Here is a 22,536-nt window from a genome sequence, read left to right on the forward strand (position 1 = left end):
ACAACAATAAATCCAAACTAAAAGGACTGATTCTTGTCCACTACAGAACTCAGTCCTTCTCAATACCTAAACCTTTTTTATGTTTATTATTTTTTAATGCCTTAAAACTTATTATAAATTTTGGTTTTAAAAACACTATTCCAAAAATTAATTTTATATTTTTCTCTGTTTCAGAGAACTGATAACCAGTATTTGGATTTGTTAAATTAGTCTTTTCTTTTTCCCAACCAACATATACATTGGAAAAGATAAAACTAATATTCACAAAAAAATAATTTGAGATTATTTAAATCAAAACACAATAAAAAATGTTTCCTAAAATATACAGATATTAACAATATCTAGTTTGAACATTGTAATTTTACTTTGTTCAGTTTATGATGTCAAGACAAATAAAAAGTTAAACGATTTCACCACTGCAACAACAATAAATTAAACTTATTATCATTATTTATATTAATTAAATATTTAAATACTTAAATTAAACATTAGCACCTGGCGAAAATATCTATTATCAAATTAGAAGTGCGCCCTAAATGTTGGACAAACAAAGAACGATAGGTTTCATATTTAAAAATACAATAATAAAGAAAACTAGAAGCAATATAAAAGTTCTGAGAAAAGCGTGAATGAAAATGCCAACAACAAAAAAAGGCTGTTCTAACAAAAAATAAAAGATTTGGACAGAATGTCCAATAATAAGAAAAGAAAGTTCTCCTGATAATTAAAAGTATCTGTAATAGAATATATAGGAGAAAAAGCTGTTTTATTTCAAACAACCTGTTCATTTCGGCATACCATCAACTTGATGCAATATACTATAAGGAGCAAAGAAAAAGGTAAGAAACCTATAATAAAAAGAAGATTCTATTATGCAATTATCAATTCTAAATGAAATTTTTTATCACTTCTCTGGAACGTCATTTAAGGTCCAAGTGATGATAGTCTGATAATTTCCCACAGCTGCTACCCCTGGAGCTGTATTTAAACTAATATGGCTATCATTCCAAGTCACTGTCCAACCAACTGATAGCCCCGCTTTTTTTGCTGGAGCTATTTCCACAACCGTTGGAATTGAATTTCCATTTAAGTCAACAGCATCAACATAAAAAGATTCATTAACTGTGGGAGAATATAGAGTAGAAACTGTATTATCTATTGGAGTTACTGTCGGATTAGTTAGCTTAATATTGTTACCAACTAATACACGAACACCATCAGATCTTTTCATTTTTGTAGCTTGGACAGTTACGCTATATCCATCTTTTAATCCTCTATTATCAGCAACAATCAATTGATAGTTATCACTACTTTTTAAAAAAAATTTACAGTTTTTGTTGTACTGCCGCTGGATTAAAAACAAAATTATTAGGAATCGCATTCAATGTTAGCTTACTAGATTTTGATGGAGCGCTTAGAAAAACTTCTTCTTTTCTAACTTCTTCAGCAATTAATGGTGTCCCTAACATCACCAATTCAATCACTAAGCCTAACAATACAAAAATAATTAATCCTTTTTTCATAATATTCTCCTTATTAACAGTTTACGCAATCATCTATTTAGCTAAATCTATCAAATGCGAATTTTTATTAATTAAACTTAAACAAAAGGACTGATTTCTATCTAAATACAGAATTCAGTCCTCTTAAGCCCCTTAATTTTGTGTTATTTCATGTCTAGGCTTATTCTTTAATACTTTTTAATGCCTTAAAACTTATTATAAATCCAGTTCCTAACATCGCTAGTCCAAAAATTAGTATTATATTTTTCCCGGTTTTTGGTAGCTGGTGCCCAACAGTTTGCTGGCTTAATAAATTCGTTTTTTTACTACCATTTAAATTTCCAGTATCTGGGTTTGGATTAGGATTAGGATTAGTTTTTTCCCAAACAGCATATAAAGATACATCAGCCTTTTCCATTGTATAAGACGCTTCATCAGCATATAACTACAGATCCTCCTGGCGTTGTTGCCCAACCCTTAAAAGTATAGCCTGTCCTGGTTGGATCTGTTACGGATTTGCCCAAATCACCTATATTTATCACTTGATTTGCTGGTGAAGTTCCTGTTCCTCCATTTAAATTAAAACTTAAATTAAATGCTGTTTGAGCATTAAAATTCAATTGTACTTTTGCTGTAGTTATTGCATGATCACTATTATTTGGATATAACCCAGTCCCTGCTACTCTAACTTGAGCATATACTGTACCTGACTGTATTATATTTCCACCTTGAACATAATTATTAATATCTACTGGTTGACTATTTGTATCAATATAATTAGTTAAAACTAAATTTAAAGTAGAGGATAATGGAATACTTGTTCCAGATTGATCAATTTTAACTACAGAAGCTAAATTAAGCGACGTAAAATCTGATTCCGTTGAAATATTAAAAGGTTGAACACCATCTAGTAATGACAATTGATTTTGATTTTCATAACTAAATATTACTGGATTTCCATTTACTGTAAGTCCAAAATCATTTAGTGCCTGTTGATAATTTGTTGGCAATAAATTATTTCCTAAAGTCGTTGAACTTAATAAAATTAATTGAGACATTTCTGATGGTAAACTTGCTAATTGATTATTGCTTAAATCTAAAGTTGCTAAATTCGTTAAATTTGAAATAGACGCTGAAATAGTACTGAGTTGATTTGACTTTGCAAACAAATAGTCCAGATTCCCCATCGCAAATAATTCCTCAGGAAGAGTAGTTAAATTATTGTTATCTAATGTTAAAGCTCTCATACGTACAAAATTACCAATTCCTGTTAAATCACTTATTCCACGATTTGATAAGTCTAATGTTACCTCTTGAGACATAGCAGTAGTAAATACACTATTAGTATTTCCTCCTGTATATTTATCTGCTACTGCCTGTGCTAAATTAGCATCTGGAAATGTTTTCGCTATAGTATCTCCAACTGCTGCATTAACTGGTTTGTTTATAAAGCCAAAAGCTAGCATAGATATTGCTAAAATAATTAAAGTTGATAGTGTTATTATTAGGACTTTCATTTAAGAATGTACCCCCTGTTTTTTTATAATTATATCACACAAGCACAATAATATACATATCACATACTAACAAAAAAATTTCATATACTCAAACCAAATAAGAATTAAATCAAAAAAATAAAATCATATTGCTACAAAATACAGAATTTGCTTTATTTAATTTCACTAAATTTTCGCAAATAAATCTAAATTATATTTTAAATCTATCCACAACTATTTTATAATAACACCTAAACACAAAATTAACATTATATTTAGCAATAAGTGTTTAATTAAAGTATTCTTTTCAGATTATGTCTTCCTTTATAATTAAAAAAAATTTTGGACATATACTAAAAAAGTAGACAGGAAAAAGTGAAACATGTTTTAAATAAGTAGACACATAAGAAAGGATAAAATTATGAATAATTACAAGAAATACGATGAAGAATTTAAAAAAAGTATTGTTAATTTACACCAAAACGGTAAAACTCAATCCCAACTTTCTAAAGAATATGGTGTCTCCATGTCTGCTTTACACAAGTGGATTAAACTTTATTCTCAGGTTAGAATTGATGATGATACTATTCTAACCGCTAAGCAGATTAAGGATCTTCAAAAGCGTAATGCTCGACTCTAGGAGGAAAATATCATTTAAAAAAAGCAATTGCCATATTCACGCCTCACTCAGACAAAGATTAATGGCTGTTCATACCCTTCGTTTTCAGCACGCTATCTCTTTTCTTTGTCATGTCCTTAAAGTGAACCGCAGCTCCTATTACAAATACTTTTCGGAAAAACTTTCTCCTAGAACTATTGAGAATTAAAAACTCCGTCAGCTTATTCTCGGAGATTTGTCATCTTACTAAGAGACGTATTGGCCCATCTAAGATTAAGGCTCTTCTTTCCTATGACTATGGCATCAACATCAGTATTGGTAGAGCGAGCCGCCTGATGACTGACATGAATCTTCCTAAAATGCCTACTATCAAACTTCGGTTTATTCATCCGAGGTCTATTCCCAATTTTGATTGCCCTAACTACCTAAATCAAAATTTTAATGTTCCTCAGCCCAATCAAGTCTGGGCTAGTGACATTACCTATATTAATTTAAATGCCTCTTTTGCTTATCTCTGTGTTATTATGGATTTATTTTCTCGTAAAATTATTGCTTGGAAGCTCTCTCTTAAAATTGATACTTCTCTTGTTAAGGATACTTTTATCAAAGCCTTTTATTCTCAAAAACCTTCTACTTCTCTTATTTTTCATTCTGACAGAGGTTCCTAATATACTTCTTTTATCTTTAGAAAGCTCCTTGATTCTTTTGGTATCATTCAATCTTTTTCTAAGCTTTCTCATCCTTGGGACAATGCTGTCGTTGAGTCCTTTTTAAATATATGAAAAAAGAAGAAATTCTTCGTAGGTCTTTTTCTTCCTTTGCTCAAATTAAGCTTTCCTGCTTTGAACACATTGAGGGCTTCTACAACCCCCTATACGTCCCCACTCTGCTAATAACATTCTTTCTCCTAATTCCAAAGAAGACTATTTTTTCACTTCTATTAAAACTTAATTTCACTTTTTCTATCTACTCTATTGACATTCTTCCAGTCTTTTTTCTCTTCCAAAGTCTTACCTCTTTCTAATTTCCTCTAGTCGTTCTTGTATTTTTTTAAAATCCTCCCAAACTGGTCTTTTTTTACCAGGGTCTCTCAGTAGAGCTGCTGGGTGAAAAGTACAAATCAAATCTATACCTTGCTCTTTAAACCAATGCCCCCTAACTTTGGTGATTTTACCTTCTTTCCCCAGAAAAAACTGGGAAGCCGTTCCGCCTAAAGCTACAATTATTTCTGGGTTTACTAAAGCTATCTCTGCTTCAACAAATTCTCTACAAGCTTCAACCTCATCTTCTTTGGGAGTTCTATTTTTGGGAGGCCTACATTTTATTATATTTGTAATATAGACGTCTTCTCTTTTAATAGACACTGCTTCTAATATTTTATCTAAAAGTTTTCCTGCTTCTCCAACAAATGGTTCACCTTCTAAATTCTCATTTTCTCCTGGACCCTCTCCAATGAACATTACTTTTGCTTTAGGATTGCCAATGCCAAATACAATATTATTACGGGTTTCACCTAAACAACAATTCTGACATTGTGCACATAGTTCTTTTATTTCATCAAGCACTACTTTATTCTCCTTTTATTTTCTTTATACTATTATATCAAACATAAATGGAAATGACATCCCTAATCGAGATGTCATTTCCATTTTGTTGGTATTATAAATATGTTCCTACTGGATCCAGTGTGTCTGTATAAATCTGGTTTGTTGCCGATACTTGAAAATGAAGGTGATTACCAAAATTTGCGCCAGTATTACCAGCTGTTCCAATAATATCTCCTTTAAAAACGTATTGACCTACTGAAACTTTTAAGCTGTCTAAATGACCATATAATGTAACTAACTTGCTTCCATGATTAATAATAACTTTGTTTCCAAAGCCATCACCATTATCTTCTGCTGCTACAACAATGCCATCATCGGCTGCTAATACAGAAGGATTACTATTCATGGTGCCAATATCTACGCCTTGATGATTAGTTCCCCATCGTGACCCATAAGGACTTGTTATTGTATTAAAACCATCTACTGGCCACTGGAATTTTCCAGAGCCTGTATAAATAAGCTCATTAACAGCAGATTGTAAATCGCCACTGTAGTTTACGAGAGATTGTTTAGATGTTTCGTGCCCTATCTTGGTTTCCCTCAAATGATTTTCTACAGCTGTTTTATCTGCTTTTAATGCCTCATAGGCAGTTGTCTGCTCTTTTAATACAACTTCTTTTTCTGCTACTTCAGTAGTTAATGTTTTCATTTTCTCAGTATCTTCAATTATTGATTTTTGCAATACTCCTTTTTCAACTGCTAAGTCAACATCTTCTTTAATGTTTTTCTTAGCATTATTTAAATTAATATCTGCAACTAAAGGATTATTGCTCAAGCCATCTGCGTTTGCCTTTCTTATTACCTGATAAGCTTCCTTATCTTTTTCTGTCAAGGCCTTAATAGTATCTATTCTTTCAGTGTTTACTTCAACTGTGTTTTTCAAATTAATAAGTGTTTCTTCGATTTCTGCTTTTGTTCTATTAGTGATATCTATTTGGTTTTGAATGACTATTCATTCTTCATTTAATTTACTATACGTTGTTTCTATTGTGACAATTGATTGTCGAAGCGCTCCCATTTCTTCAATTAAACCTTGGGGAGTTAATACCTTTTTAGTTTCCACAACAGGTACTTGTGATTCTTCTGCTTTTATATTATCACTACATAAAAATGATGAAAATATAAAAGTACTTACTAACACTAAAATCCATACCAACTTTAAGGATTTTATTTTTTGCGACAAAACGTTTTGCTACCTCCTCGTGTCTGTCAGGGTATGATTTTTTTTATAGTCAGAGACTATATTTATATTGTACCACATAAATACAATATAGTATGTGTTTTATGTGTTTTTTTACACTAAAAAGCCGCTAGCCAAAATAGCTAACGGCTTAATAATCTTAAATTATAAATAGTTTCTTGGGTTAACAGTGCCTGTGTAAATATCGCCACAATTTGTTACTTGGAAATGCAAGTGAGCACCAAAGCTATTACCTGTATTCCCTACAGTTCCAATAGTTTGTCCTCTACTAACTGATTGTCCTGGACTGACTGATAAGGAACTCATGTGACCATACAATGTCATTAAACCTCCACCATGATTAATAACAACAAAGGTACCAAATCCGCCTCCCCAGCCACCTGCTTCAGCCATTACAACTGTTCCTGATTCTGCTGCAACAATTGGGGTTCCAGCTGGAGCTCCAATATCCATACCTGCATGGAGTGTTCCCCAACGACCACCATATTCACTAATTACCATAGTACTCGATGGCGCAGGCCATGTAAACTGTCCGTTACCAGTATAGTTTGTTGGCCCTCCATAAGTAGCAACAGCTTGATTTAATTTAGCATTAATTTCGGCTAAAGTTGCTTGTTCTGCATTTAGTTGCTGTGAAATAGTTGCTTTTGCAGCTTCAATTTCAGTCTTACTAGCAGATAATTTTTCTTTTTCTACACTTAATGAACCTTTTTTTGTTTCTGCTTCTTTTTTATTATTTTCTAAAGCTACTTTTGATGTTTCTAAGGCTACTTTTTGTTCTTTAAGCCTTTCCCGTTCTTTCTTAACTTCATTAACTTTATTGGTTTCTTTTTCTTTCATGATAGTATAATATTCACTACTATTAATAAAATCAGTTAAGTTCTCAGATTCTAAAATTACAGATGTATAATCAACATCACCATCTTCATAAACCTGTCTTGCCCTATTATAAACATCTTCTTTTTTCTTATCAAACTTTTCTGTAGCTACTTTGACTTCCTGTTCTTTTACTACAATATCTTTTTCGAGTTTAACTTTTTCAGTATATAAAGTTGCAATAGTTGATTCAAGGGTTTTTATTTGCCCCTCAACCTCAGTAACTTTATTAAAAATTTCATCTACTTTTCCTTGAGCTGCTGTAATAGCACTTTTAAATTCTTCAATTTTTGATTCTGCGGCTTTCTTATCGTCCTCTAATCCAGCTGTAATCCCAACAACTGGAACCAAGGAAATTAAAAATAATGCCAAAATACTAAGTGCTAATATTTTTGCTTTTTTCACTTTCATCTAATTCCTCCTGTATTATGGTAAATAGTTTCTTGGATTAACCCCATCATACATATTACCAGTATTACTTACTTGGAAGTGCAAGTGAGCTCCAAAGCTATCACCTGTATTACCAACAGCACCAATATATTGTCCTCTTTCAACAGTTGAGCCAGCAGATGCTCCTACAGAACTCATATGACCATAAAGTGTAATTAAGCCATTTGCATGTTGAATAACTACTTTTCCACCAAAGCCATCGCCTGTAAAGCCAGCAGCTAAAACAACACCTCTATTTGCTGCAACAATTGGTGCTCCATGAGATGCTACAATGTCTAATCCTCTATGCATAGTTCCCCATCTAGGGCCATATTCAGATGTTACAGATCCTGATGCAGGCCAGATAAATCCTGATGATGAAACATTTCCACCACCAGAAGAACCTCCTCCAGTATTGCCACCGCAGCCAGTATTACCTGTGTCTGAGCCACCAGTAGTTCCACCACCACTGGCATTGCCACCACTGTTATTATTAGCGCCAGCGGCTTCTTTTTCTAATGCAGCAATTTGAGCTGCATAACGGGCTTGAGCATCAGCAATTTCAGCATTAATACTAGCAAGTGCAGCTTCTTCAGCATTTAGTTGGCTAGTTTTTGAAGCAACAGCTTCATCAACAATGCTTTTTGAAATCTCTAATTTTTGGTTTTCAACTTCTAAGTTTCCTTGCTCTACAACAGCTTTTTGCTTATTTTCTTCTAAAGCAACTTGCGCAACTTCTAACTCTTTTTTCTGTTCTTCAAGTTTAACCCGTTCTTCCTTAATTTCATTAACCCTTTGGGTTTCTTTTTTCTTAATAATGGAATAGTATTCACTATTGTTAATAAAATCAGTTAAGTCAAATGATGCTAGTACAACAGCAGTATAATCAGTATCACCATCTTCATAAACTTGTCTAGCTCTTTGATAAACATCTGATTTTTTTGCATCAAATGCTGCCTTTGCTACCTCAACTTGTGCTTCTTTTTCCACAATGTTATGCTCTAATATTACTTTTTCATTGTCTAAAGAAGCAATTCTGCCTTTAACTGAATCAATCTGTTTTTGAACAGACTCAACTTTTCCTAAAATTTCATCTGCCTGACCCTTTACAGACTCTAGTTGGCTTCTGAATTGTGCTACTTTAGATTCAGCTGCTTGTTTGTCCTGGTCAAGTGCACCAAAAATACCCTGAATAGGCACTAATGAAACTACAAATAAGCCAAGAATAACCAATGTTAACTTTTGCTTTTTCATGATATTTATTCCCCCCTTGAATAAACAATAGTCTAAACCTTTAAGTATTTTCTTAAAGAAATAGTACTACCAATAATACCAATAATAATACCACTGATGAGTAAACCACTAATAATAATACTAATTTGAATTGGATCATAACCCAATTGTAAAAAACTAATACTAGTTGCCCAGCATGTCATTATATAATAATATGCGCCAAATAGGATTAGTGCTGCTACTATAGCTCCCATAAAACCTAAAAGCAAACCAGTAACTACAAATGGTCCTCTAATAAAGCCATTTGAAGAACCTACATATTTCATAACCATAATTTCTTTACGTTTTGCATAAACAGATAATTTAATTGTTGTAGATATTAAAAATATAGCACTTAAGAATAAGATTACAATAACTACAATACCAACAATTCTAACAGATTCAACCATATTCACTAGCTGGGTAACTAAGTTCTTTGCATAATCTACTTTATAAACTCCTGATATAGACTTTGCTGCATTGCTAATGCCTTCTAAATCCTGAGAGTTAATGGCAGTAATATTATAAGTATATGGCAATGGATTTTCATCACCAAACACTTCTTTCCACTGTTCTTCTCCACCGTATTTTTTACTTGTTTTTTTCATGGCATCTTCCTTAGAAATATATTCTATTGATTCAATACCTGATATTTTCTCTAGTTTTTTACCTACCGCTTGAGCTTGCTCTGACGTGTATGATGTCTCCACAAATACAGCTAATTGAGTTTTATTGCTCTGAGACTCTATAAAAGCACTTGCATTTACAATGAAAACTGCAAAAGCACCTACTACAAATAATGAAATAGCAACTGTTAAAATAGTCGAAAAACTCATTAACTTGTTACGCCCCATTGATTTGAAAGCCTGTCCTATATAATAGAAAATCTTTTTAGGACTCATGTGTGTATTTTCCCCCCTCTTGATCTCTAAGTAATACACCCTTTTTCAATTCAATAACCCTTTTAGAAAGTTGATCTACAATAAAACGGTCATGGGTTGCCATAATGATTGTTGTTCCTATTGAATTAATCTCTTTAAAAATCTCCATAATTTCTACTGCAGTTGAAGGGTCAACATTACCAGATGGCTCATCAGCCAACAATATTTTAGGTGCATTAATTATGGCACGACCAATAGCAATTCTTTGTTGCTCTCCCCCAGATAGTTGTTGAGGATAATGGTCTTTTCTATGTAACATGCCAACTTTCTTTAAAATCTTTGGCACTCTATCAATAATTTCTTTCTTATTGTAGCCTAAGACTTCCATAGCATAGGCAATATTTTCATAACCGGTTCGATCTTCAAGTAAACGAAAGTCCTGCCAAACAACCCCAATATTCTTTCTCAAGGTGTTCAACTCCTTAGTTCTTAACCGGGCAATATTCTTATTGCCAATATAAATATTACCTGAAGTGGTTTTTTCTTCTCTGAATAATAACTTTAAAAATGTTGATTTTCCTGCGCCACTAGGTCCAATTAAAAACACAAATTCTCCTTTGTGAATATTGGTGCTAACGTGATCTAAACCAATGGTTTTATTGCCATAGATTTTAGTCACATTTTCAAGACGCACAATCGCTGGTTGGTTCATAAGTATCAGTCTCTCCCTCTTCTACCTTGTTTTTTCATCAATGCCTTCATAGTACCTTCGTAAATGCATTTTTCTGTTAATCCATATTTTTCAAGTAATGCATCAGGTGAACCTGATTCACCAAAAACATCCTGAACACCAATACTAACTACTGGTACAGGATATTCACGAGCAAGAAGTTCACAAACAGCGCCACCCAATCCCCCTAGAATAGAATGTTCTTCTGCTGTTACAACGCACCCTGTCTTTTTAACAGATGCTAACAAGGTCTCATCATCAAATGGTTTAATCGTTGAAGCATTAATGACTTCTGCATTAATACCTTCAGCTGTCAATTTTTCAGCCACTTTTAAAGCTTTGGCTACCATAATGCCACAAGCTACAATTGTTACAGAATCTCCAGTTTTTAAAATAGGATGTTTGCCAATTTCAAATTTATAATCATTCTCAAACAATACAGGAATTTTAGGTCTGCCAAGACGAACATAAACAGGACCATTGTATTCAACAATAGCCTCAATTACTTTTTCTGTCTCAATACCATCAGCTGGCACAATTACTGTCATATTAGGAATGCTTCTCATAATACTAATATCTTCAATAGCTTCATGGCTTCCACCATCCTCACCTACTGTTAATCCAGAGTGAGTTGCTACAATCTTCACATTTAATTTTGGATAGGCAATGGAATTACGAATAACTTCAAAGCCTCTTCCTGCTGCAAAAATAGCAAAGGTACTAGCAAAAGGAATTTTACCCGTTGTTGCAATACCTGCAGCAATCCCCATTAAGTTTTGTTCTGCTATTCCTACATTAAAGAAATGACTTGGATTTACCTTTTGAAATTCTATTGTTTTAGTAGATTGAGATAAGTCAGCGTCTAAAACAATAATATCATCTCTAGTTCCTAATTTAGCCAATGCATTGCCATAGGCTTCTCTTGTTGCTATTGATTCCATGTTTTCCTCCTACACCAACTCTTCTAAAGCTAAGGCTACTTGTTCTTTATTTGGCGCCTTGCCATGCCAACCAACCTGGTTTTCCATAAAGGAAACACCTTTTCCTTTTATTGTCTTAGCAATAATCATTGTTGGCTTTCCCTTAATGGTTTTTGCTGTTTCAAAAGCTTCTAAAATAGCAGCCATATTATGACCATCTATCATCAGAACACAAAAACCAAAAGAAGCCCATTTATCTTTTAAGGGCCCTACACACATTACTTCGGAACAACGACCATCAATCTGAAGACCATTGTTATCTAAAATGGCTGTTAAATTATCTAATTTATAGTCTCCAGCTGCCATTGCAGCTTCCCATACAATACCTTCTTGGTTTTCACCATCCCCTAATAAAGCATATACTCTATTAGGTTTTTGATCTACTTTTAAGCTGAGAGCCATACCTACTGATACTGAAAAGCCCTGCCCCAGAGAACCTGTAGACATTTCAACCCCAGGAACTTTAACCATATCTGGATGACCTTGTAAAGGGCTACCTAATTTTCTAAGAGTAAATAATAGTTCTTTGTCAAAAAAACCCTTTTCTGCTAAAACAGCATATAAGGCTGGAACACAATGGCCTTTTGATAACACAAAACGATCCCTTTCGTCCCATTTAGGGTTCTTAGGATCAACTTTTAGTTCACTATAGTATAAGGCAACTAAAATATCAGCTGCGGATAGAGATCCTCCTGGATGTCCTGAACCTGCCTCGCCGATCATTTTTATAATGTCTCTTCTAACCACAAGGGCTTTTTTCTGCAATAAATCTATGTCCATTGTAACTCCTTATCTCTAGCCACAGTTTCCCATATGGCATATTATAACAAATACTGGTTTGTTTTTCAAACGATTTCCACAGGTTTTAGTCATCTAAAACCTCATATATATTGCTTATTGTTTTTTCAACTTCTTGATTCTGTTCCTTATCAAAAAGTCTAAGACCTTTCTCCAAAGTACTATGACTCTTCTCTTTTTCACCTAAAGCCAAGAGCAATTTTCCTTTTAGATAGAAAAATAAAGCTTGCTTATGGTAGAAAATTATGTTTTTCTCATTTAAAAGTTCTTCTTCCAATCCTTCTTCCATTTCTTTTAAGGCTTTCTTTATATTTTTTAAACAATGACTTTTCTGCACCTAAGATTTCAGTCTTTCTCAAGAAACCATCATAATATAGTACTTTTTGCCCATCATCAACAAGAGTATTCTTGAAAAGCAAACTATCGCCATATGCTTTTAGAGCTTTTTTTATTAAGCTTTTTTTGCTCATAAATCCAGCCTAGATAATAACGACCTAAAAAAGAATCCTTTTCCTTTAAATTATCTTTGATATAAGCTTCACTTCGATCCAAATGACCTCTTTTAAATAACTCTACAGCAAAGGTTCTTTGTCCTTCGTAAAAATAATCCTTAACCATATCATTAGCAACATATTTTGTCTTTGCTTCTAATTGTTTATAAGTAGCTTCAATAGTATCCAAATCATCATCAACGGTAGACAAAACTAAAAGATTGTAGTAACTTTTTGCCACTCCTTTTTTAAATTGAAACTCTTCCCTAGACTCAAAATCCTTAATAATTGCTTTAGCCGCCCATTTTTGCACCTTAAAAGCTTTATGAATTCCAGCTGCATCCAATAAAAAGGCTACTAGAACTTTAAATTGCTGTACTGCTTCTTTTTCTGTCCCTTGACCTAGTACTAAAATAATCTTTTCAAGATCATCTTTAATTTTATTAAAATCTATATTATTCTTAGCCATAGCAATAAGTTTTCTGTAAACTTCAGATAATTGACTAACAATGACCTCATCTTGATTATTGCTAAATAACTCAATAATAGTCTCATAGACAGCCCAGCTATTCTCAATATTCATTTCTTTCAAATAAGTATTTAGCTTTTTCTTTATAGGCATTCAGCATTAAATAGGGTTCTTCTACAACAGTGCTATTATTAATAACTAAATCTAAATAAGTTAGTGCACCTTCTGTTTTATCAGAAAGCATAAAGAGCTGACTTAAATGCCAATAAGCCTCTAATAATCTTTTTTCAGCTTCTTCTTTATTTTTAAATAGACTCACATAAAGTTCAAAACCATCAATAGCTTTATTTTTATGACCTTCTGCTTTTTCAATAGAAGCTAATACAAAAAGACAATGCTCTTTTTCAGCCATCCAATTATTGTCTTCTTCCATAACAGAATCTTTAAAGGATTCAAGTATTGTTTTAGCTCCCTTAAGCTGTCCCTCATAATAAAGATATATTCCTTTTTGATAGGAAGCTCTCAACATCATTTCCTGTAAAACGTTATCTTTAGTATCTTTATAATCTTCAAGAAAAATATCATAATAGCTAATGCCATTTTTCTATTATCCTCTTCAATTAATATAGAGCCCAAATCATATAAGCTTCTTCCAGCTTCAAAAGAAAATAATTGATTTACATGATTTTTGTATTTTTCACTTATTTTTTTAAGTGTAAGTATTAATGAAGCAGTATGTTCTTTATCTCTTAACCAATCTCTTTCAAAAAGCAAACTGTCAAGAAGTTTCTTTTCAATTATTTCATTTTTATTTTCTCTATATTTTCCCCAAAAGAAAGCTCCAGCTTCTAGTCTCCTTTATCTTCTTCTCCTCTTTTCAAGTCACTGCTCTCTTTTAAGAAAAAGGCAGTACTCTCAATAATTTCAAAGGGGGGGACGCCTTTTTTCTTTTTAAGCAACGTCATTAATGAATCATAAGTCTCATCATATGAACGATTGAGAATCCCCAGAATTTCCAGTTTATATAAAGGAAATAGCCTTTTTGCTCACCTTCATAAAAACTGTCTTCATCAGTAGCTGAAAGACCTTCTTCAATAGTCATTAAGGCCGTTTCATATTCTCCAACTTTCATCTCTAAAAAAGCTTTTTCCCTTAATGACTTCTTTAAAATTCTTTTTGTATAGACCTCAACATCATCAGCATAAATGGAAATACCCTCTTTAAGTATATTAATACCTTCAAATATTTTCGCTTCTCTTGCTGTAATTAAGCCTTTATTTAAATAGCATAAAAGACACCATCTTCTAAATATAGAATTAGTCTCTTCACTAATGTCTTCTAAAATTCTATTAAATAATTTTAAAGATTCAAGACTTTCTCCGGTTCTTTCTAAAACCAATTTTTCAAGTATGTAACCATGGCTATATTGGTCTTTTTTCTCGAATAGAAGGGTAACTTAAGAGTCCATCAATGGACTCTATATTTAACTTGCCCTGATTGTAATTAATGATTTCCTTAAGAATTAAATCATGAGGCTCTTCTAAAGTATATGCTTTAATGATAGATTCTGCTAATAGCCAATCTTTTTTATGATTGCTTATATATAGAAGAAAACTTTCCAAAATAGCTCTATCTTCTTTTAAGAAAGATTCTCTTTTACCCCTGACAACAGTCAGGGCTTTATCATAAAGGCCACCATCCAGTAAAGCCTTAATCCCCCCCCTTTTGATAAAAATAGCCTTTTCGACTATCGCTAATGTTACTGTTAGAAAACAACATAAATGCTTCTTCAGCTTTTTCATAAGAGCCCTCCTTTAAATATAGTTCTCCTAGTAAGGATAACAAATTTATTTGTTGTTCTTCGCTAACAGACTTGATTAAATTACCAATTACTTTTTCCATTAAAGGTAAAATAATATTTAATGCTCCATATTTGCCCATATAGATAAGCGTATTATAAACAAAATTCCCTTCCATATGGCTACTCGCTACATAGGCTTCAATTAATGCCGGAATCTCTTTAAAGTCATCCTTAAATAATAAGCTTTCAATTTTTCCTCATAGGATAATGGTCTTTCTAAAAAAGCGTTATATTGAACCATTCCTTTTTCAAAGGGAATATCCCTACCTATTTAATTTATTATACTTTTTATACTTTTGTCTGCTATCTATATAGAGATTATTTAAATAATCAAAAGGAGTTTGACTTCCCCCTTTGTTATTTAAAAACAACTTCTTTAAATAATAACTTAAAGAAAACACAGGTGTCTCTTCTATAGAAAATAGCCGTGAAGAGAAAAGAACTCTCTCTTCTTCAGGAATTCCCTCAATATATAATATATATAGAAGGGTATTCTTTTTCTTCAGGAACAATAATAAAAGCTTCTTGAGCTGAATGTTTTTGTAATAGTAACCATTTTCCTTATTATTACAAAAATAAAACTGTTTAGCAATTCCAAGAGTTGCCATAATGCTCTGGACTGACTCTATATTTTTTTAGTTACACCAATAAAAACACCTTTAACACCTTCATTTAAACAACTTCCATCTAAAAAAAGGCCTTTCTCTCCCACCTTTTCATTATTTAAAACATCTAGTTCAAAATAAGAGCGGAGAACTTAATCTAACTGATGGTCACCTAAAAAAGCCATTGACTTGTTTCAGAATTCTGCCATATAGTCATTAGAGGAAGTAAATCTTCCTCTCCTTTTTCACCTAAAAACCAAGCATAACTATGATTTCTAATATTCACTTCTTTATCTAATATGGATTTTCCTTTTTCATAAATAATCATCGCCATACCTAGAATTACCTCCCTGTAAACTTTCTTAAATAGGCTTTAATAAAACCATCTAAATCCCCATTGAGAACACTATCTACCTGACCTGATTCGTAGTTTGTTCTATGATCCTTCACCATTTGATAAGGTTGAAATACATAAGATCTAATCTGACTCCCCCAGCCAATCTCTTTATGGTCTCCTCTTAAAGCTCTTAAAGCAGCTTCTTCATCTTGTCTCTGTTTTTCTAAAAGCTTACTTCTTAATATTTTCATAGCACTACTTCTATTATTTAATTGGCTTCGCTCACTTTGGCATTGAACAACAATACCTGTAGGTAAGTGGGTTATTCTGACAGCTGAATCTGTTTTATTAACATGCTGTCCCCCAGCCCCACCTGAGCGATATGTATCTATTCTAAGATCTTCATCTCTGATTTCAATTTTGTTTTCATCACTTGTTTCAGGCAAAACCTCTACAGAAGCAAAGGAAGTATGTCTTTTTTTATTAGTATCAAAAGGCGATATTCGCACAAGTCGGTGTACTCCCTGCTCTGACTTTAAATAACCATATGCATAAGGTCCTACAATATGAATTGTAACGCTTTTAATACCGGCCTCATCACCATCTAAATAGTCCAAAGCAAAAATAGTATAGCCATTTTTCTCTGCCCAGCGTAAATACATTTTATAAAGGTATTCAACCCAGTCCTGAGCATCAACACCACCAGCACCTGCATGAAGAGCCATAACAACATTATTATCATCATAGGCCTCGGAAAACAATGTGCTAATTTCAAGGGCCTCTAAATCATCCTTAATAATAGCCAGTTCTTCTTTTAATTCTTTTCCCAGTTCCTTATCTTCTGAATTAAGAGAAAGAAGCTCAAGCATAACATGAGCCTCTTCCATATGTTTTTCTACTCGTTCAACTTTTCTTAACTCTTCTTCTAAACGAATAATCTTTTGATTAATATTAGCTGCTTCAGAGGCATTGTCCCAAAAATCAGGTGCCAAACGTTTTTTCTCTAAAACCTCTTTTTCACTTACTTTTTTTTCTAAGTCAAAGAGACTCCTTTATAATAGTATGGTAATAATTACAATTATTTTCTAAAGTCTGTTTTGCTATTTCAATATCCATTTATCTGTTATCTCCCACAGCATTGTTTATATTTTTTACAACTGCCACAAGGACATGGGTCATTTCTACCTACTTTTTTACCAGTTCTGACACTTTGTTTGTTTTCTTCTTCATATTTGTTTTCACGAACATTTTTTGGACCTTCTTGTTTCTCAACAACAGTTACTCTATAAATAAGTCGGGTAACTTCCTCTTTAATATCCGCAACCATATTTTGAAACATATCATAACTTTCAAAGTTGTATTCAGTCAATGGATTTTTCTGTCCATAAGCACGAAGACCAATACCTTGTCTCAACTGATCCATAGCATCAATATGATCCATCCACTTACTATCTACCGAGCGAAGAACAACTTGCTTTTCTAAAAAGCGCATTACCTCTGGGCTAACGGCTACTTCTTTTTGTTCGTAAGCTTCCATAGCTTTTTCCCTAAACAACATTTTAATTTCTTCTTGAGATAATTTTAAAAGTTCTTCTTTTGTTACCCCTCTATTTGGTAAAAAGCTTTGACTAGCATACATTAAAAGACCATCCATATCCCAGTTTTCAACATACTCTTCACCATTTGAAAAACGATGTGCAGCATTTTCAATAACATCTTCAATCATGGAAATCACATTAGTCTTCATATCTTCACCTAAAAGAACATCTCTTCTTTGGCGATAAATAATTTCCCTTTGCTGATTCATTATATTATCATATTCAAGAACTTGTTTACGCATTTCAAAGTTTCTACTTTCAACTGCTTTTTGTGCTCTTTCAATACTTTTAGTTAATAAAGCATTATCAATTGGCGTATCATCATTTGTACTCATTTTAAGTAAGCTCTGAATTCTATCGCCACCATAAACACGTAACAAATCATCCTCACTGGAAATATAGAATTGGCTTCTTCCCGGATCACCTTGACGACCAGCGCGACCTCTTAGCTGATTATCAATACGTCTTGATTCATGTCTTTCAGAACCAATTACACAAAGACCACCCACATCCTGAACCCCTTCACCTAAAACAATGTCGGTACCACGGCCAGCCATATTGGTGGCAATAGTTACAGCCCCCATTTCTCCTGCTTTAGAAATAATTTCCGCCTCTTTTTCATGATGCTTGGCATTAAGTATTTGGTGAGGAATACCTTGTCTTTTTAAGAGCCCACTTAAAGCTTCCGATTTATCAATTCCTATCGTACCAACTAATACTGGCTGTCCACTTTTATGTCTTTCAGCAACTTCTGCAGCTATAGCCTTAAATTTACCCACTTCAGTTCTATAAATTACATCATCTGCATCTACTCTATTCACTTCAACATTTGTAGGAATAACAACTACATCCATACCGTAAATTGAACGGAATTCATCTTCCTCAGTTTTAGCTGTACCTGTCATACCAGCTAACTTATCATACATTCTAAAATAGTTTTGGAATGTTATAGTAGCCAGTGTTTGTGATTCTTTTTGAATTTTAACCTTTTCCTTAGCCTCAATAGCTTGGTGTAAACCATTGCTATAGCGTCTTCCATACATTAATCGTCCAGTAAATTGGTCAACAATAACAATTTCGCCATCTTTTATAATATAGTCAACGTCTTTTTTCATCACATTTTGAGCGACTAGAGCTTGGTTAATATGATGCCCTAGCTCACCATTATCATCTTCATATACTCTAGAAGCACCTAGCATTTTCTCAACTTTTGATAAACCCTCTTCTGTTAGCGTAGCTAACCGTTGTTTCTCATCCAATGTGAAATCTACATCTTTTTTCAGTGAAGGCATTACTTTGGCAACTGTTTCATACATAGATGTTGGTTTATCTGCCTCGCCAGAAATAATAAGGGGTGTTCTAGCTTCATCAATTAAAATACTATCAACCTCATCCACAATAGCATAATTTAACTTTCGCTGAGCCATTGACTCCTCAGTAACAGCCATATTATCTCTTAAATAGTCAAAGCCAAATTCATTATTAGTTCCATAAACAATATCTTTCGCATACTCACTTTTCCTCTCAAAAGGATGAATACTATGAATAATTAGACCAACATCCATTCCTAAGAATTTATATATTTGCCCCATCCATTCACTGTCTCTAGTAGCTAAGTAATCATTGACTGTAATCACATGGACACCGTTCCCACTTAAAGCATTTAAATACACAGGTAAGGTTGCCACTAAAGTTTTACCTTCCCCTGTTTTCATCTCGGAAATTCTGCCTTGGTGTAAGACGGCACCACCGATTAACTGTACATCAAAATGACGCATTCCTAACACGCGCTTGGCTGCTTCTCTTGTTATAGCAAAAGCTTCTGGCAATAAGTCACCTAAAGACTCCCCTTTAGCAATTCGCTCTTTATAGCTTATGGTTTTAGCCGCTAGCTCCTCATCTGTTAAAACAGCCATTTTTTCTTCAAACCCATTGATTCTATCTACAACAGGTCTTAACTTTTTAATTGTTTTTTTACTATCGCTTAATAGTGATTCTAAAAATTTTAACATCATACTCTCCTGTAATTTTTGTCTACTTTTTATTTTACCATTTTATAATCTAAAATGCTAACTTTTTACCTTTATACACATAAAAAACAAATAGGATACCAACTCAATTGAATATCCTATTACTATTATTTCTTATTTTTTTAATGCCTTAATATAGTATCTACAGTCATCTCTTAAAGTACACTCCTGACAAAGAGGATTTCTAGCTTTACAGACTCTTCTTCCATGATAAATTAAACAGTGATGCATCTGACTCCAATCCTTTTCATTTAACACTTTCTTTAAAGCCTCCTCGGTTTTAGTTACATCGTTTTCTTTAACTAATCCTAAACGATTAGATACTCTAAAAACATGAGTATCTACAGCTATTGCAGGCACTCCAAAGGCATTACTAACTACTACATTAGCTGTTTTTTGACCGACTCCTGGCAAGGTCATTAATTCTTTTTGGGTCTTAGGAACAATACCATAAAAATCTTCAATTAATTTTAAGGCCATAGCTGAAAGATGTTTTTGTTTATTTCTATACAAACCAATACTTCTAATATACTCTGTCAATTCAGAAGGCGACAGATTAACCATTCCTTCTGGGGTTCCTGCTACCTTAAATAATGACTTAGTTACTTTGTTAACTTGCTTATCTGTAGTTTGAGCTGACAATATAGTTGCAACAAGTAATTCAAAAGGCGTCGTAAAATCAAGTTCACCTTTGGCATCAGGATAAAGACATTTTAATTCTCCTATTATTCTTAATTTTCTTTTATCTGTTGTTGCCATGTGCTACTAATTCCTTTAACAATGATATTTCACTTTTATAGCCTACCTCTTCATTAGGTGTTTCTAAATAAAAAGGTTTATCTTTAAGAAAAGGATGGGTAATAATGTTATAAATTGTATCAATTCCTAAGGTCCCTTCACCAATTCTTTCATGGCGATCTTTATGAGCTCCTAATGGATTCTTCGAGTCATTTAAATGAATTGCCTTTACTTTATCAATACCAATTAAGTTATCTGCTTTTTCTAAAACCCCATCTAAATCATCAACTAAATCATAACCAGTTTCCCATAGATGGCAGGTATCTAAACAGACACCAAACTTTTCTGGATATGTAACGTGCTTAAGTAAAAAGGCTAACTCTTCTAAGGTACTGCCTATTTCAGAACCTTTGCCAGCCATTCCCTCAAAAAGAATAGTTGTTGTACATTCTTTGAAAACCACTTCTTCAAGACCTTTTATAATTCTCTCCATTCCCCATTCTATGCCTTTTCCTGTATGGCTACCTGGATGAAAATTATAAAGGTGGCAAGGCAGGGATTCAAGGCGTTCTAAATCTTCCCTAAAAGCCATTTTAGCAAAGTCATAGACATCTTCTTTTTGCCCAGCCATATTTAAAGTATAAGGAGCATGAGCTAAAATAGGTGCAAAATTATTTTCCACCATAATGGCTTCAAGCTTTGCAACATCTTCCATGTTTAATGCCTTAGCTTTTCCACCTCTAGGATTACGGAAAAAAAACTGAAATGTATTTCCTCCTAATTCTAAAATCTTTTCCCCCATATATTCATAACCTTTTGAAACAGTTAAATGACATCCAATATTCAGCATCTATTTTCCTTCTTTCATTCCTATAAATTCCCGCAATAGTGAAAATGGAGGTACCCATATATCATCTAATACATCAAAGTACTTTAATATATTTAATAATCTCTGTGCCTCCATATAAGCAGGAGAGTCTTTTTTTATCTCTTTTAAAATAGGTTCTTCATAGCCTTTCAAAACACTGAGTTCATAAAAAAGGTGTGAGTTAAAGTGAACATTAGCCAATTCCCGAAATTGAAAAACTTGACCTTCTTCACCTTTTCTTACTTTTGGCCACAAAGCCAATGTATCTTCTGGACTTAAATTACGATCTCTATTGTCCCTAACAATACGTCTAATTAAACGTGCTTCAGACACTCTAATGTGATTGTATTGATCAATATATTTAATTGAGTCAAGGTAGTCACATAAACCATATACTTCAAATGACTTGGAACTCTATTCGTCAATCTTGGATTTAAACCATGAATACCTTCAATTATAATTGGTGAACCCGGTTCCTTTGTAAATAATTGACCCCTATACTCTCTCATTCCAGTCTTAAAGTTAAAGGAAGGAACAGGAATAGTTGTTCCCGATATTAAGGATTCTAAATCCTTTTGAAACAGAGGAATGTCAATAGCATCCACTGCCTCAAAATCTGGTTCTCCATCAGGACCCAGTGGTGTTTGGTCGCGATTCAAATAATAGTCATCCATAGAAATTATAATAGGCTTTTTGCCATTTACTTCAAGAGCAATGGCAAGCTTATTCGTAAAAGTAGTCTTACCTGATGATGATGGTCCAGCAACAATAACTAAGTGATATTTATGACAATTATCGGTAATATGCTTGGCAATCTCTGCAATTTTTTTCTTGGAGAGCTTCCCCCAGTAAAACAATTTCTTTTCCATGTCCTGCATCAATTTGTCTATTAAGAGAGCTTGTATAAGATACTTCTAAAAAATCACTAATTCTCTTTGTATCTTCAATAACATCAAAAAATTTTGGTAACTCTTTAAAGGGAAATAATTCTTCGCCTGTTAATATATTAGGAAGTCTCAATAAAAAGCCCGGCATATAATATGCTAAATCAAAAATTTTAGTAACCCAGTAGAGGGAACTAGAGCTCCATAGAAATAGTCTTCTGTATCATTTAATTTGTAAATAGGTAGTATTTTATCAAAACGATT

The 22,536-nt window shown here is 33.1% G+C and carries 32 protein-coding genes and 1 pseudogene; 2 read left to right on the forward strand and 31 right to left on the reverse strand.

Annotated elements, in window-relative coordinates:
• Positions 1-49: 49 nt before the first annotated feature.
• The 5 genes from AZF37_RS09540 to AZF37_RS09560 form a co-directional block, all read right to left on the reverse strand.
• Positions 50-265 (reverse strand): hypothetical protein, encoded by a 216-nt coding sequence (locus AZF37_RS09540; RefSeq protein WP_088370562.1) that lies wholly within the window; start codon positions 263-265, stop codon positions 50-52.
• 639 nt (positions 266-904) lie between these two features.
• Entirely contained in the window at positions 905-1,381 is a 477-nt protein-coding gene (locus AZF37_RS09545; RefSeq protein ID WP_088370563.1) for a WxL domain-containing protein, read from the reverse strand.
• Positions 1,326-1,523, reverse strand: coding sequence for a hypothetical protein (locus tag AZF37_RS09550; RefSeq protein ID WP_088370564.1), 198 nt, complete (start codon positions 1,521-1,523; stop codon positions 1,326-1,328). Before AZF37_RS09550 ends, AZF37_RS09545 begins: the two co-directional genes overlap by 56 nt.
• Positions 1,524-1,683: 160 nt before the next feature.
• Positions 1,684-1,920 (reverse strand): LPXTG cell wall anchor domain-containing protein, encoded by a 237-nt coding sequence (locus AZF37_RS09555; RefSeq protein ID WP_088370565.1) that lies wholly within the window; start codon positions 1,918-1,920, stop codon positions 1,684-1,686.
• A gap of 16 nt (positions 1,921-1,936) precedes the next feature.
• On the reverse strand, positions 1,937-3,019 hold the full coding sequence (locus tag AZF37_RS09560) for a leucine-rich repeat domain-containing protein (protein ID WP_088370566.1): 1,083 nt from the start codon (positions 3,017-3,019) through the stop codon (positions 1,937-1,939).
• 400 nt (positions 3,020-3,419) lie between these two features.
• Between AZF37_RS09560 and AZF37_RS13550 the strand changes: the two genes are divergently transcribed.
• Both AZF37_RS13550 and AZF37_RS13555 read left to right on the forward strand, forming a co-directional pair.
• A complete protein-coding gene (locus AZF37_RS13550; protein WP_088369221.1) occupies positions 3,420-3,638 on the forward strand; it encodes a transposase in 219 nt (72 codons plus the stop codon).
• 176 nt (positions 3,639-3,814) lie between these two features.
• Positions 3,815-4,285, forward strand: coding sequence for a DDE-type integrase/transposase/recombinase (locus AZF37_RS13555; protein WP_425425417.1), 471 nt, complete (start codon positions 3,815-3,817; stop codon positions 4,283-4,285).
• A 342-nt stretch (positions 4,286-4,627) separates the two neighbouring features.
• On the opposite strand, the gene AZF37_RS09570 is transcribed toward AZF37_RS13555, so the two are convergent.
• The 26 genes and pseudogenes from AZF37_RS09570 to AZF37_RS10930 all read right to left on the reverse strand — a co-directional run bounded on the left by AZF37_RS09570 (position 4,628) and on the right by AZF37_RS10930 (position 22,423).
• Positions 4,628-5,182 (reverse strand): uracil-DNA glycosylase, encoded by a 555-nt coding sequence (locus AZF37_RS09570; protein ID WP_088370567.1) that lies wholly within the window; start codon positions 5,180-5,182, stop codon positions 4,628-4,630.
• Between the two features lie 94 nt (positions 5,183-5,276).
• Positions 5,277-6,107: a murein hydrolase activator EnvC family protein gene (locus tag AZF37_RS09575; protein ID WP_088370568.1), complete on the reverse strand. Its 831-nt coding sequence runs from the start codon at positions 6,105-6,107 to the stop codon at positions 5,277-5,279.
• Positions 6,108-6,176: 69 nt separating this feature from the next.
• On the reverse strand, positions 6,177-6,407 hold the full coding sequence (locus AZF37_RS09580; protein WP_088370569.1) for a hypothetical protein: 231 nt from the start codon (positions 6,405-6,407) through the stop codon (positions 6,177-6,179).
• Between the two features lie 162 nt (positions 6,408-6,569).
• Positions 6,570-7,712: a murein hydrolase activator EnvC family protein gene (locus AZF37_RS09585; protein WP_088370570.1), complete on the reverse strand. Its 1,143-nt coding sequence runs from the start codon at positions 7,710-7,712 to the stop codon at positions 6,570-6,572.
• Between the two features lie 15 nt (positions 7,713-7,727).
• Positions 7,728-8,984 (reverse strand): murein hydrolase activator EnvC family protein, encoded by a 1,257-nt coding sequence (locus AZF37_RS09590; RefSeq protein WP_088370571.1) that lies wholly within the window; start codon positions 8,982-8,984, stop codon positions 7,728-7,730.
• Positions 8,985-9,016: 32 nt separating this feature from the next.
• On the reverse strand, positions 9,017-9,904 hold the full coding sequence (gene ftsX, locus AZF37_RS09595; RefSeq protein ID WP_088370572.1) for a permease-like cell division protein FtsX: 888 nt from the start codon (positions 9,902-9,904) through the stop codon (positions 9,017-9,019).
• The gene (ftsE, locus tag AZF37_RS09600; RefSeq protein WP_245611958.1) at positions 9,894-10,595 is read right to left on the reverse strand and encodes a cell division ATP-binding protein FtsE; all 702 of its coding nucleotides are present in this window, start codon (positions 10,593-10,595) and stop codon (positions 9,894-9,896) included. The genes ftsX and ftsE overlap by 11 nt, the downstream gene beginning before the upstream one ends.
• A 5-nt stretch (positions 10,596-10,600) precedes the next feature.
• Positions 10,601-11,554 carry a transketolase family protein gene (locus AZF37_RS09605; RefSeq protein ID WP_088370573.1) on the reverse strand — a complete coding sequence of 318 codons (954 nt, stop codon included), beginning with the start codon at positions 11,552-11,554 and terminating at the stop codon, positions 10,601-10,603.
• A 9-nt stretch (positions 11,555-11,563) separates the two neighbouring features.
• Complete coding sequence (locus AZF37_RS09610) at positions 11,564-12,373, reverse strand: transketolase (protein ID WP_088370574.1); 810 nt, start codon at positions 12,371-12,373, stop codon at positions 11,564-11,566.
• Between the two features lie 85 nt (positions 12,374-12,458).
• A complete protein-coding gene (locus AZF37_RS09615) occupies positions 12,459-12,668 on the reverse strand; it encodes a hypothetical protein (protein ID WP_088370575.1) in 210 nt (69 codons plus the stop codon).
• Complete coding sequence (locus AZF37_RS10795; protein ID WP_162474060.1) at positions 12,646-12,861, reverse strand: hypothetical protein; 216 nt, start codon at positions 12,859-12,861, stop codon at positions 12,646-12,648. Before AZF37_RS10795 ends, AZF37_RS09615 begins: the two co-directional genes overlap by 23 nt.
• The gene (locus tag AZF37_RS09620) at positions 12,812-13,474 is read right to left on the reverse strand and encodes a hypothetical protein (RefSeq protein WP_172793115.1); all 663 of its coding nucleotides are present in this window, start codon (positions 13,472-13,474) and stop codon (positions 12,812-12,814) included. Before AZF37_RS09620 ends, AZF37_RS10795 begins: the two co-directional genes overlap by 50 nt.
• A complete protein-coding gene (locus AZF37_RS09625) occupies positions 13,455-13,883 on the reverse strand; it encodes a hypothetical protein (protein WP_162474062.1) in 429 nt (142 codons plus the stop codon). The genes AZF37_RS09620 and AZF37_RS09625 overlap by 20 nt, the downstream gene beginning before the upstream one ends.
• Positions 13,880-14,125, reverse strand: a complete 246-nt coding sequence (locus AZF37_RS09630) for a hypothetical protein (protein ID WP_088370578.1) — start codon at positions 14,123-14,125, stop codon at positions 13,880-13,882. The genes AZF37_RS09625 and AZF37_RS09630 overlap by 4 nt, the downstream gene beginning before the upstream one ends.
• A gap of 190 nt (positions 14,126-14,315) precedes the next feature.
• Positions 14,316-14,750, reverse strand: a complete 435-nt coding sequence (locus tag AZF37_RS09635) for a hypothetical protein (protein ID WP_088370579.1) — start codon at positions 14,748-14,750, stop codon at positions 14,316-14,318.
• Positions 14,751-14,772: 22 nt separating this feature from the next.
• Positions 14,773-15,153 (reverse strand): hypothetical protein, encoded by a 381-nt coding sequence (locus AZF37_RS09640; RefSeq protein WP_088370580.1) that lies wholly within the window; start codon positions 15,151-15,153, stop codon positions 14,773-14,775.
• The gene (locus tag AZF37_RS10925) at positions 15,062-15,328 is read right to left on the reverse strand and encodes a hypothetical protein (RefSeq protein ID WP_172793116.1); all 267 of its coding nucleotides are present in this window, start codon (positions 15,326-15,328) and stop codon (positions 15,062-15,064) included. Before AZF37_RS10925 ends, AZF37_RS09640 begins: the two co-directional genes overlap by 92 nt.
• Before the next feature lie 147 nt (positions 15,329-15,475).
• Positions 15,476-15,820 carry a hypothetical protein gene (locus tag AZF37_RS09645; RefSeq protein WP_088370581.1) on the reverse strand — a complete coding sequence of 115 codons (345 nt, stop codon included), beginning with the start codon at positions 15,818-15,820 and terminating at the stop codon, positions 15,476-15,478.
• A gap of 169 nt (positions 15,821-15,989) precedes the next feature.
• Complete coding sequence (locus AZF37_RS10800) at positions 15,990-16,151, reverse strand: hypothetical protein (protein ID WP_162474063.1); 162 nt, start codon at positions 16,149-16,151, stop codon at positions 15,990-15,992.
• Between the two features lie 8 nt (positions 16,152-16,159).
• Positions 16,160-17,270, reverse strand: a pseudogene (prfB, locus tag AZF37_RS09650) (peptide chain release factor 2).
• 7 nt (positions 17,271-17,277) lie between these two features.
• The gene (gene secA / locus AZF37_RS09655; protein ID WP_088370582.1) at positions 17,278-19,764 is read right to left on the reverse strand and encodes a preprotein translocase subunit SecA; all 2,487 of its coding nucleotides are present in this window, start codon (positions 19,762-19,764) and stop codon (positions 17,278-17,280) included.
• A gap of 132 nt (positions 19,765-19,896) precedes the next feature.
• Positions 19,897-20,541, reverse strand: a complete 645-nt coding sequence (gene nth / locus AZF37_RS09660; RefSeq protein WP_088370583.1) for an endonuclease III — start codon at positions 20,539-20,541, stop codon at positions 19,897-19,899.
• The gene (locus AZF37_RS09665) at positions 20,525-21,370 is read right to left on the reverse strand and encodes a deoxyribonuclease IV (protein WP_088370584.1); all 846 of its coding nucleotides are present in this window, start codon (positions 21,368-21,370) and stop codon (positions 20,525-20,527) included. The genes nth and AZF37_RS09665 overlap by 17 nt, the downstream gene beginning before the upstream one ends.
• Positions 21,371-21,721, reverse strand: coding sequence for a nucleoside/nucleotide kinase family protein (locus AZF37_RS09670; protein WP_162474064.1), 351 nt, complete (start codon positions 21,719-21,721; stop codon positions 21,371-21,373). It lies immediately after the preceding gene.
• The gene (locus AZF37_RS09675; protein ID WP_172793117.1) at positions 21,703-22,257 is read right to left on the reverse strand and encodes a nucleoside kinase; all 555 of its coding nucleotides are present in this window, start codon (positions 22,255-22,257) and stop codon (positions 21,703-21,705) included. Before AZF37_RS09675 ends, AZF37_RS09670 begins: the two co-directional genes overlap by 19 nt.
• The gene (locus tag AZF37_RS10930; protein WP_172793118.1) at positions 22,181-22,423 is read right to left on the reverse strand and encodes a hypothetical protein; all 243 of its coding nucleotides are present in this window, start codon (positions 22,421-22,423) and stop codon (positions 22,181-22,183) included. Before AZF37_RS10930 ends, AZF37_RS09675 begins: the two co-directional genes overlap by 77 nt.
• Between the last annotated feature and the right edge of the window lie 113 nt (positions 22,424-22,536).

Origin of the sequence: endosymbiont 'TC1' of Trimyema compressum (assembly GCF_001584725.1) — a bacterium.
In the GTDB taxonomy this organism is placed as follows: Bacteria; Bacillota; TC1; order TC1; family TC1; genus TC1.

Excerpts from the sequence above, each read along its gene's own strand:
- AZF37_RS09560 (WP_088370566.1), bottom strand. The coding sequence starts at position 3,019 with ATGAAAGTCCTAATAATAACACTATCAACTTTAATTATTTTAGCAATA.
- AZF37_RS09625 (WP_162474062.1), bottom strand. The coding sequence starts at position 13,883 with ATGATGTTGAGAGCTTCCTATCAAAAAGGAATATATCTTTATTATGAG.
- AZF37_RS10925 (WP_172793116.1), bottom strand. The coding sequence starts at position 15,328 with ATGGAAGGGAATTTTGTTTATAATACGCTTATCTATATGGGCAAATAT.
- AZF37_RS09640 (WP_088370580.1), bottom strand. The coding sequence starts at position 15,153 with ATGAAAAAGCTGAAGAAGCATTTATGTTGTTTTCTAACAGTAACATTA.
- ftsX (WP_088370572.1), bottom strand. The coding sequence starts at position 9,904 with ATGAGTCCTAAAAAGATTTTCTATTATATAGGACAGGCTTTCAAATCA.
- AZF37_RS09605 (WP_088370573.1), bottom strand. The coding sequence starts at position 11,554 with ATGGAATCAATAGCAACAAGAGAAGCCTATGGCAATGCATTGGCTAAA.
- AZF37_RS09645 (WP_088370581.1), bottom strand. The coding sequence starts at position 15,820 with ATGGCAACTCTTGGAATTGCTAAACAGTTTTATTTTTGTAATAATAAG.
- AZF37_RS10795 (WP_162474060.1), bottom strand. The coding sequence starts at position 12,861 with ATGAGCAAAAAAAGCTTAATAAAAAAAGCTCTAAAAGCATATGGCGAT.
- AZF37_RS09610 (WP_088370574.1), bottom strand. The coding sequence starts at position 12,373 with ATGGACATAGATTTATTGCAGAAAAAAGCCCTTGTGGTTAGAAGAGAC.
- secA (WP_088370582.1), bottom strand. The coding sequence starts at position 19,764 with ATGTTAAAATTTTTAGAATCACTATTAAGCGATAGTAAAAAAACAATT.
- AZF37_RS10800 (WP_162474063.1), bottom strand. The coding sequence starts at position 16,151 with ATGGCGATGATTATTTATGAAAAAGGAAAATCCATATTAGATAAAGAA.
- AZF37_RS09665 (WP_088370584.1), bottom strand. The coding sequence starts at position 21,370 with ATGCTGAATATTGGATGTCATTTAACTGTTTCAAAAGGTTATGAATAT.
- ftsE (WP_245611958.1), bottom strand. The coding sequence starts at position 10,595 with ATGAACCAACCAGCGATTGTGCGTCTTGAAAATGTGACTAAAATCTAT.
- AZF37_RS10930 (WP_172793118.1), bottom strand. The coding sequence starts at position 22,423 with ATGCCGGGCTTTTTATTGAGACTTCCTAATATATTAACAGGCGAAGAA.
- AZF37_RS09590 (WP_088370571.1), bottom strand. The coding sequence starts at position 8,984 with ATGAAAAAGCAAAAGTTAACATTGGTTATTCTTGGCTTATTTGTAGTT.
- nth (WP_088370583.1), bottom strand. The coding sequence starts at position 20,541 with ATGGCAACAACAGATAAAAGAAAATTAAGAATAATAGGAGAATTAAAA.
- AZF37_RS09675 (WP_172793117.1), bottom strand. The coding sequence starts at position 22,257 with ATGGAAAAGAAATTGTTTTACTGGGGGAAGCTCTCCAAGAAAAAAATT.
- AZF37_RS09585 (WP_088370570.1), bottom strand. The coding sequence starts at position 7,712 with ATGAAAGTGAAAAAAGCAAAAATATTAGCACTTAGTATTTTGGCATTA.
- AZF37_RS09545 (WP_088370563.1), bottom strand. The coding sequence starts at position 1,381 with ATGCGATTCCTAATAATTTTGTTTTTAATCCAGCGGCAGTACAACAAA.
- AZF37_RS09555 (WP_088370565.1), bottom strand. The coding sequence starts at position 1,920 with ATGGAAAAGGCTGATGTATCTTTATATGCTGTTTGGGAAAAAACTAAT.
- AZF37_RS09550 (WP_088370564.1), bottom strand. The coding sequence starts at position 1,523 with ATGAAAAAAGGATTAATTATTTTTGTATTGTTAGGCTTAGTGATTGAA.
- AZF37_RS13550 (WP_088369221.1), top strand. The coding sequence starts at position 3,420 with ATGAATAATTACAAGAAATACGATGAAGAATTTAAAAAAAGTATTGTT.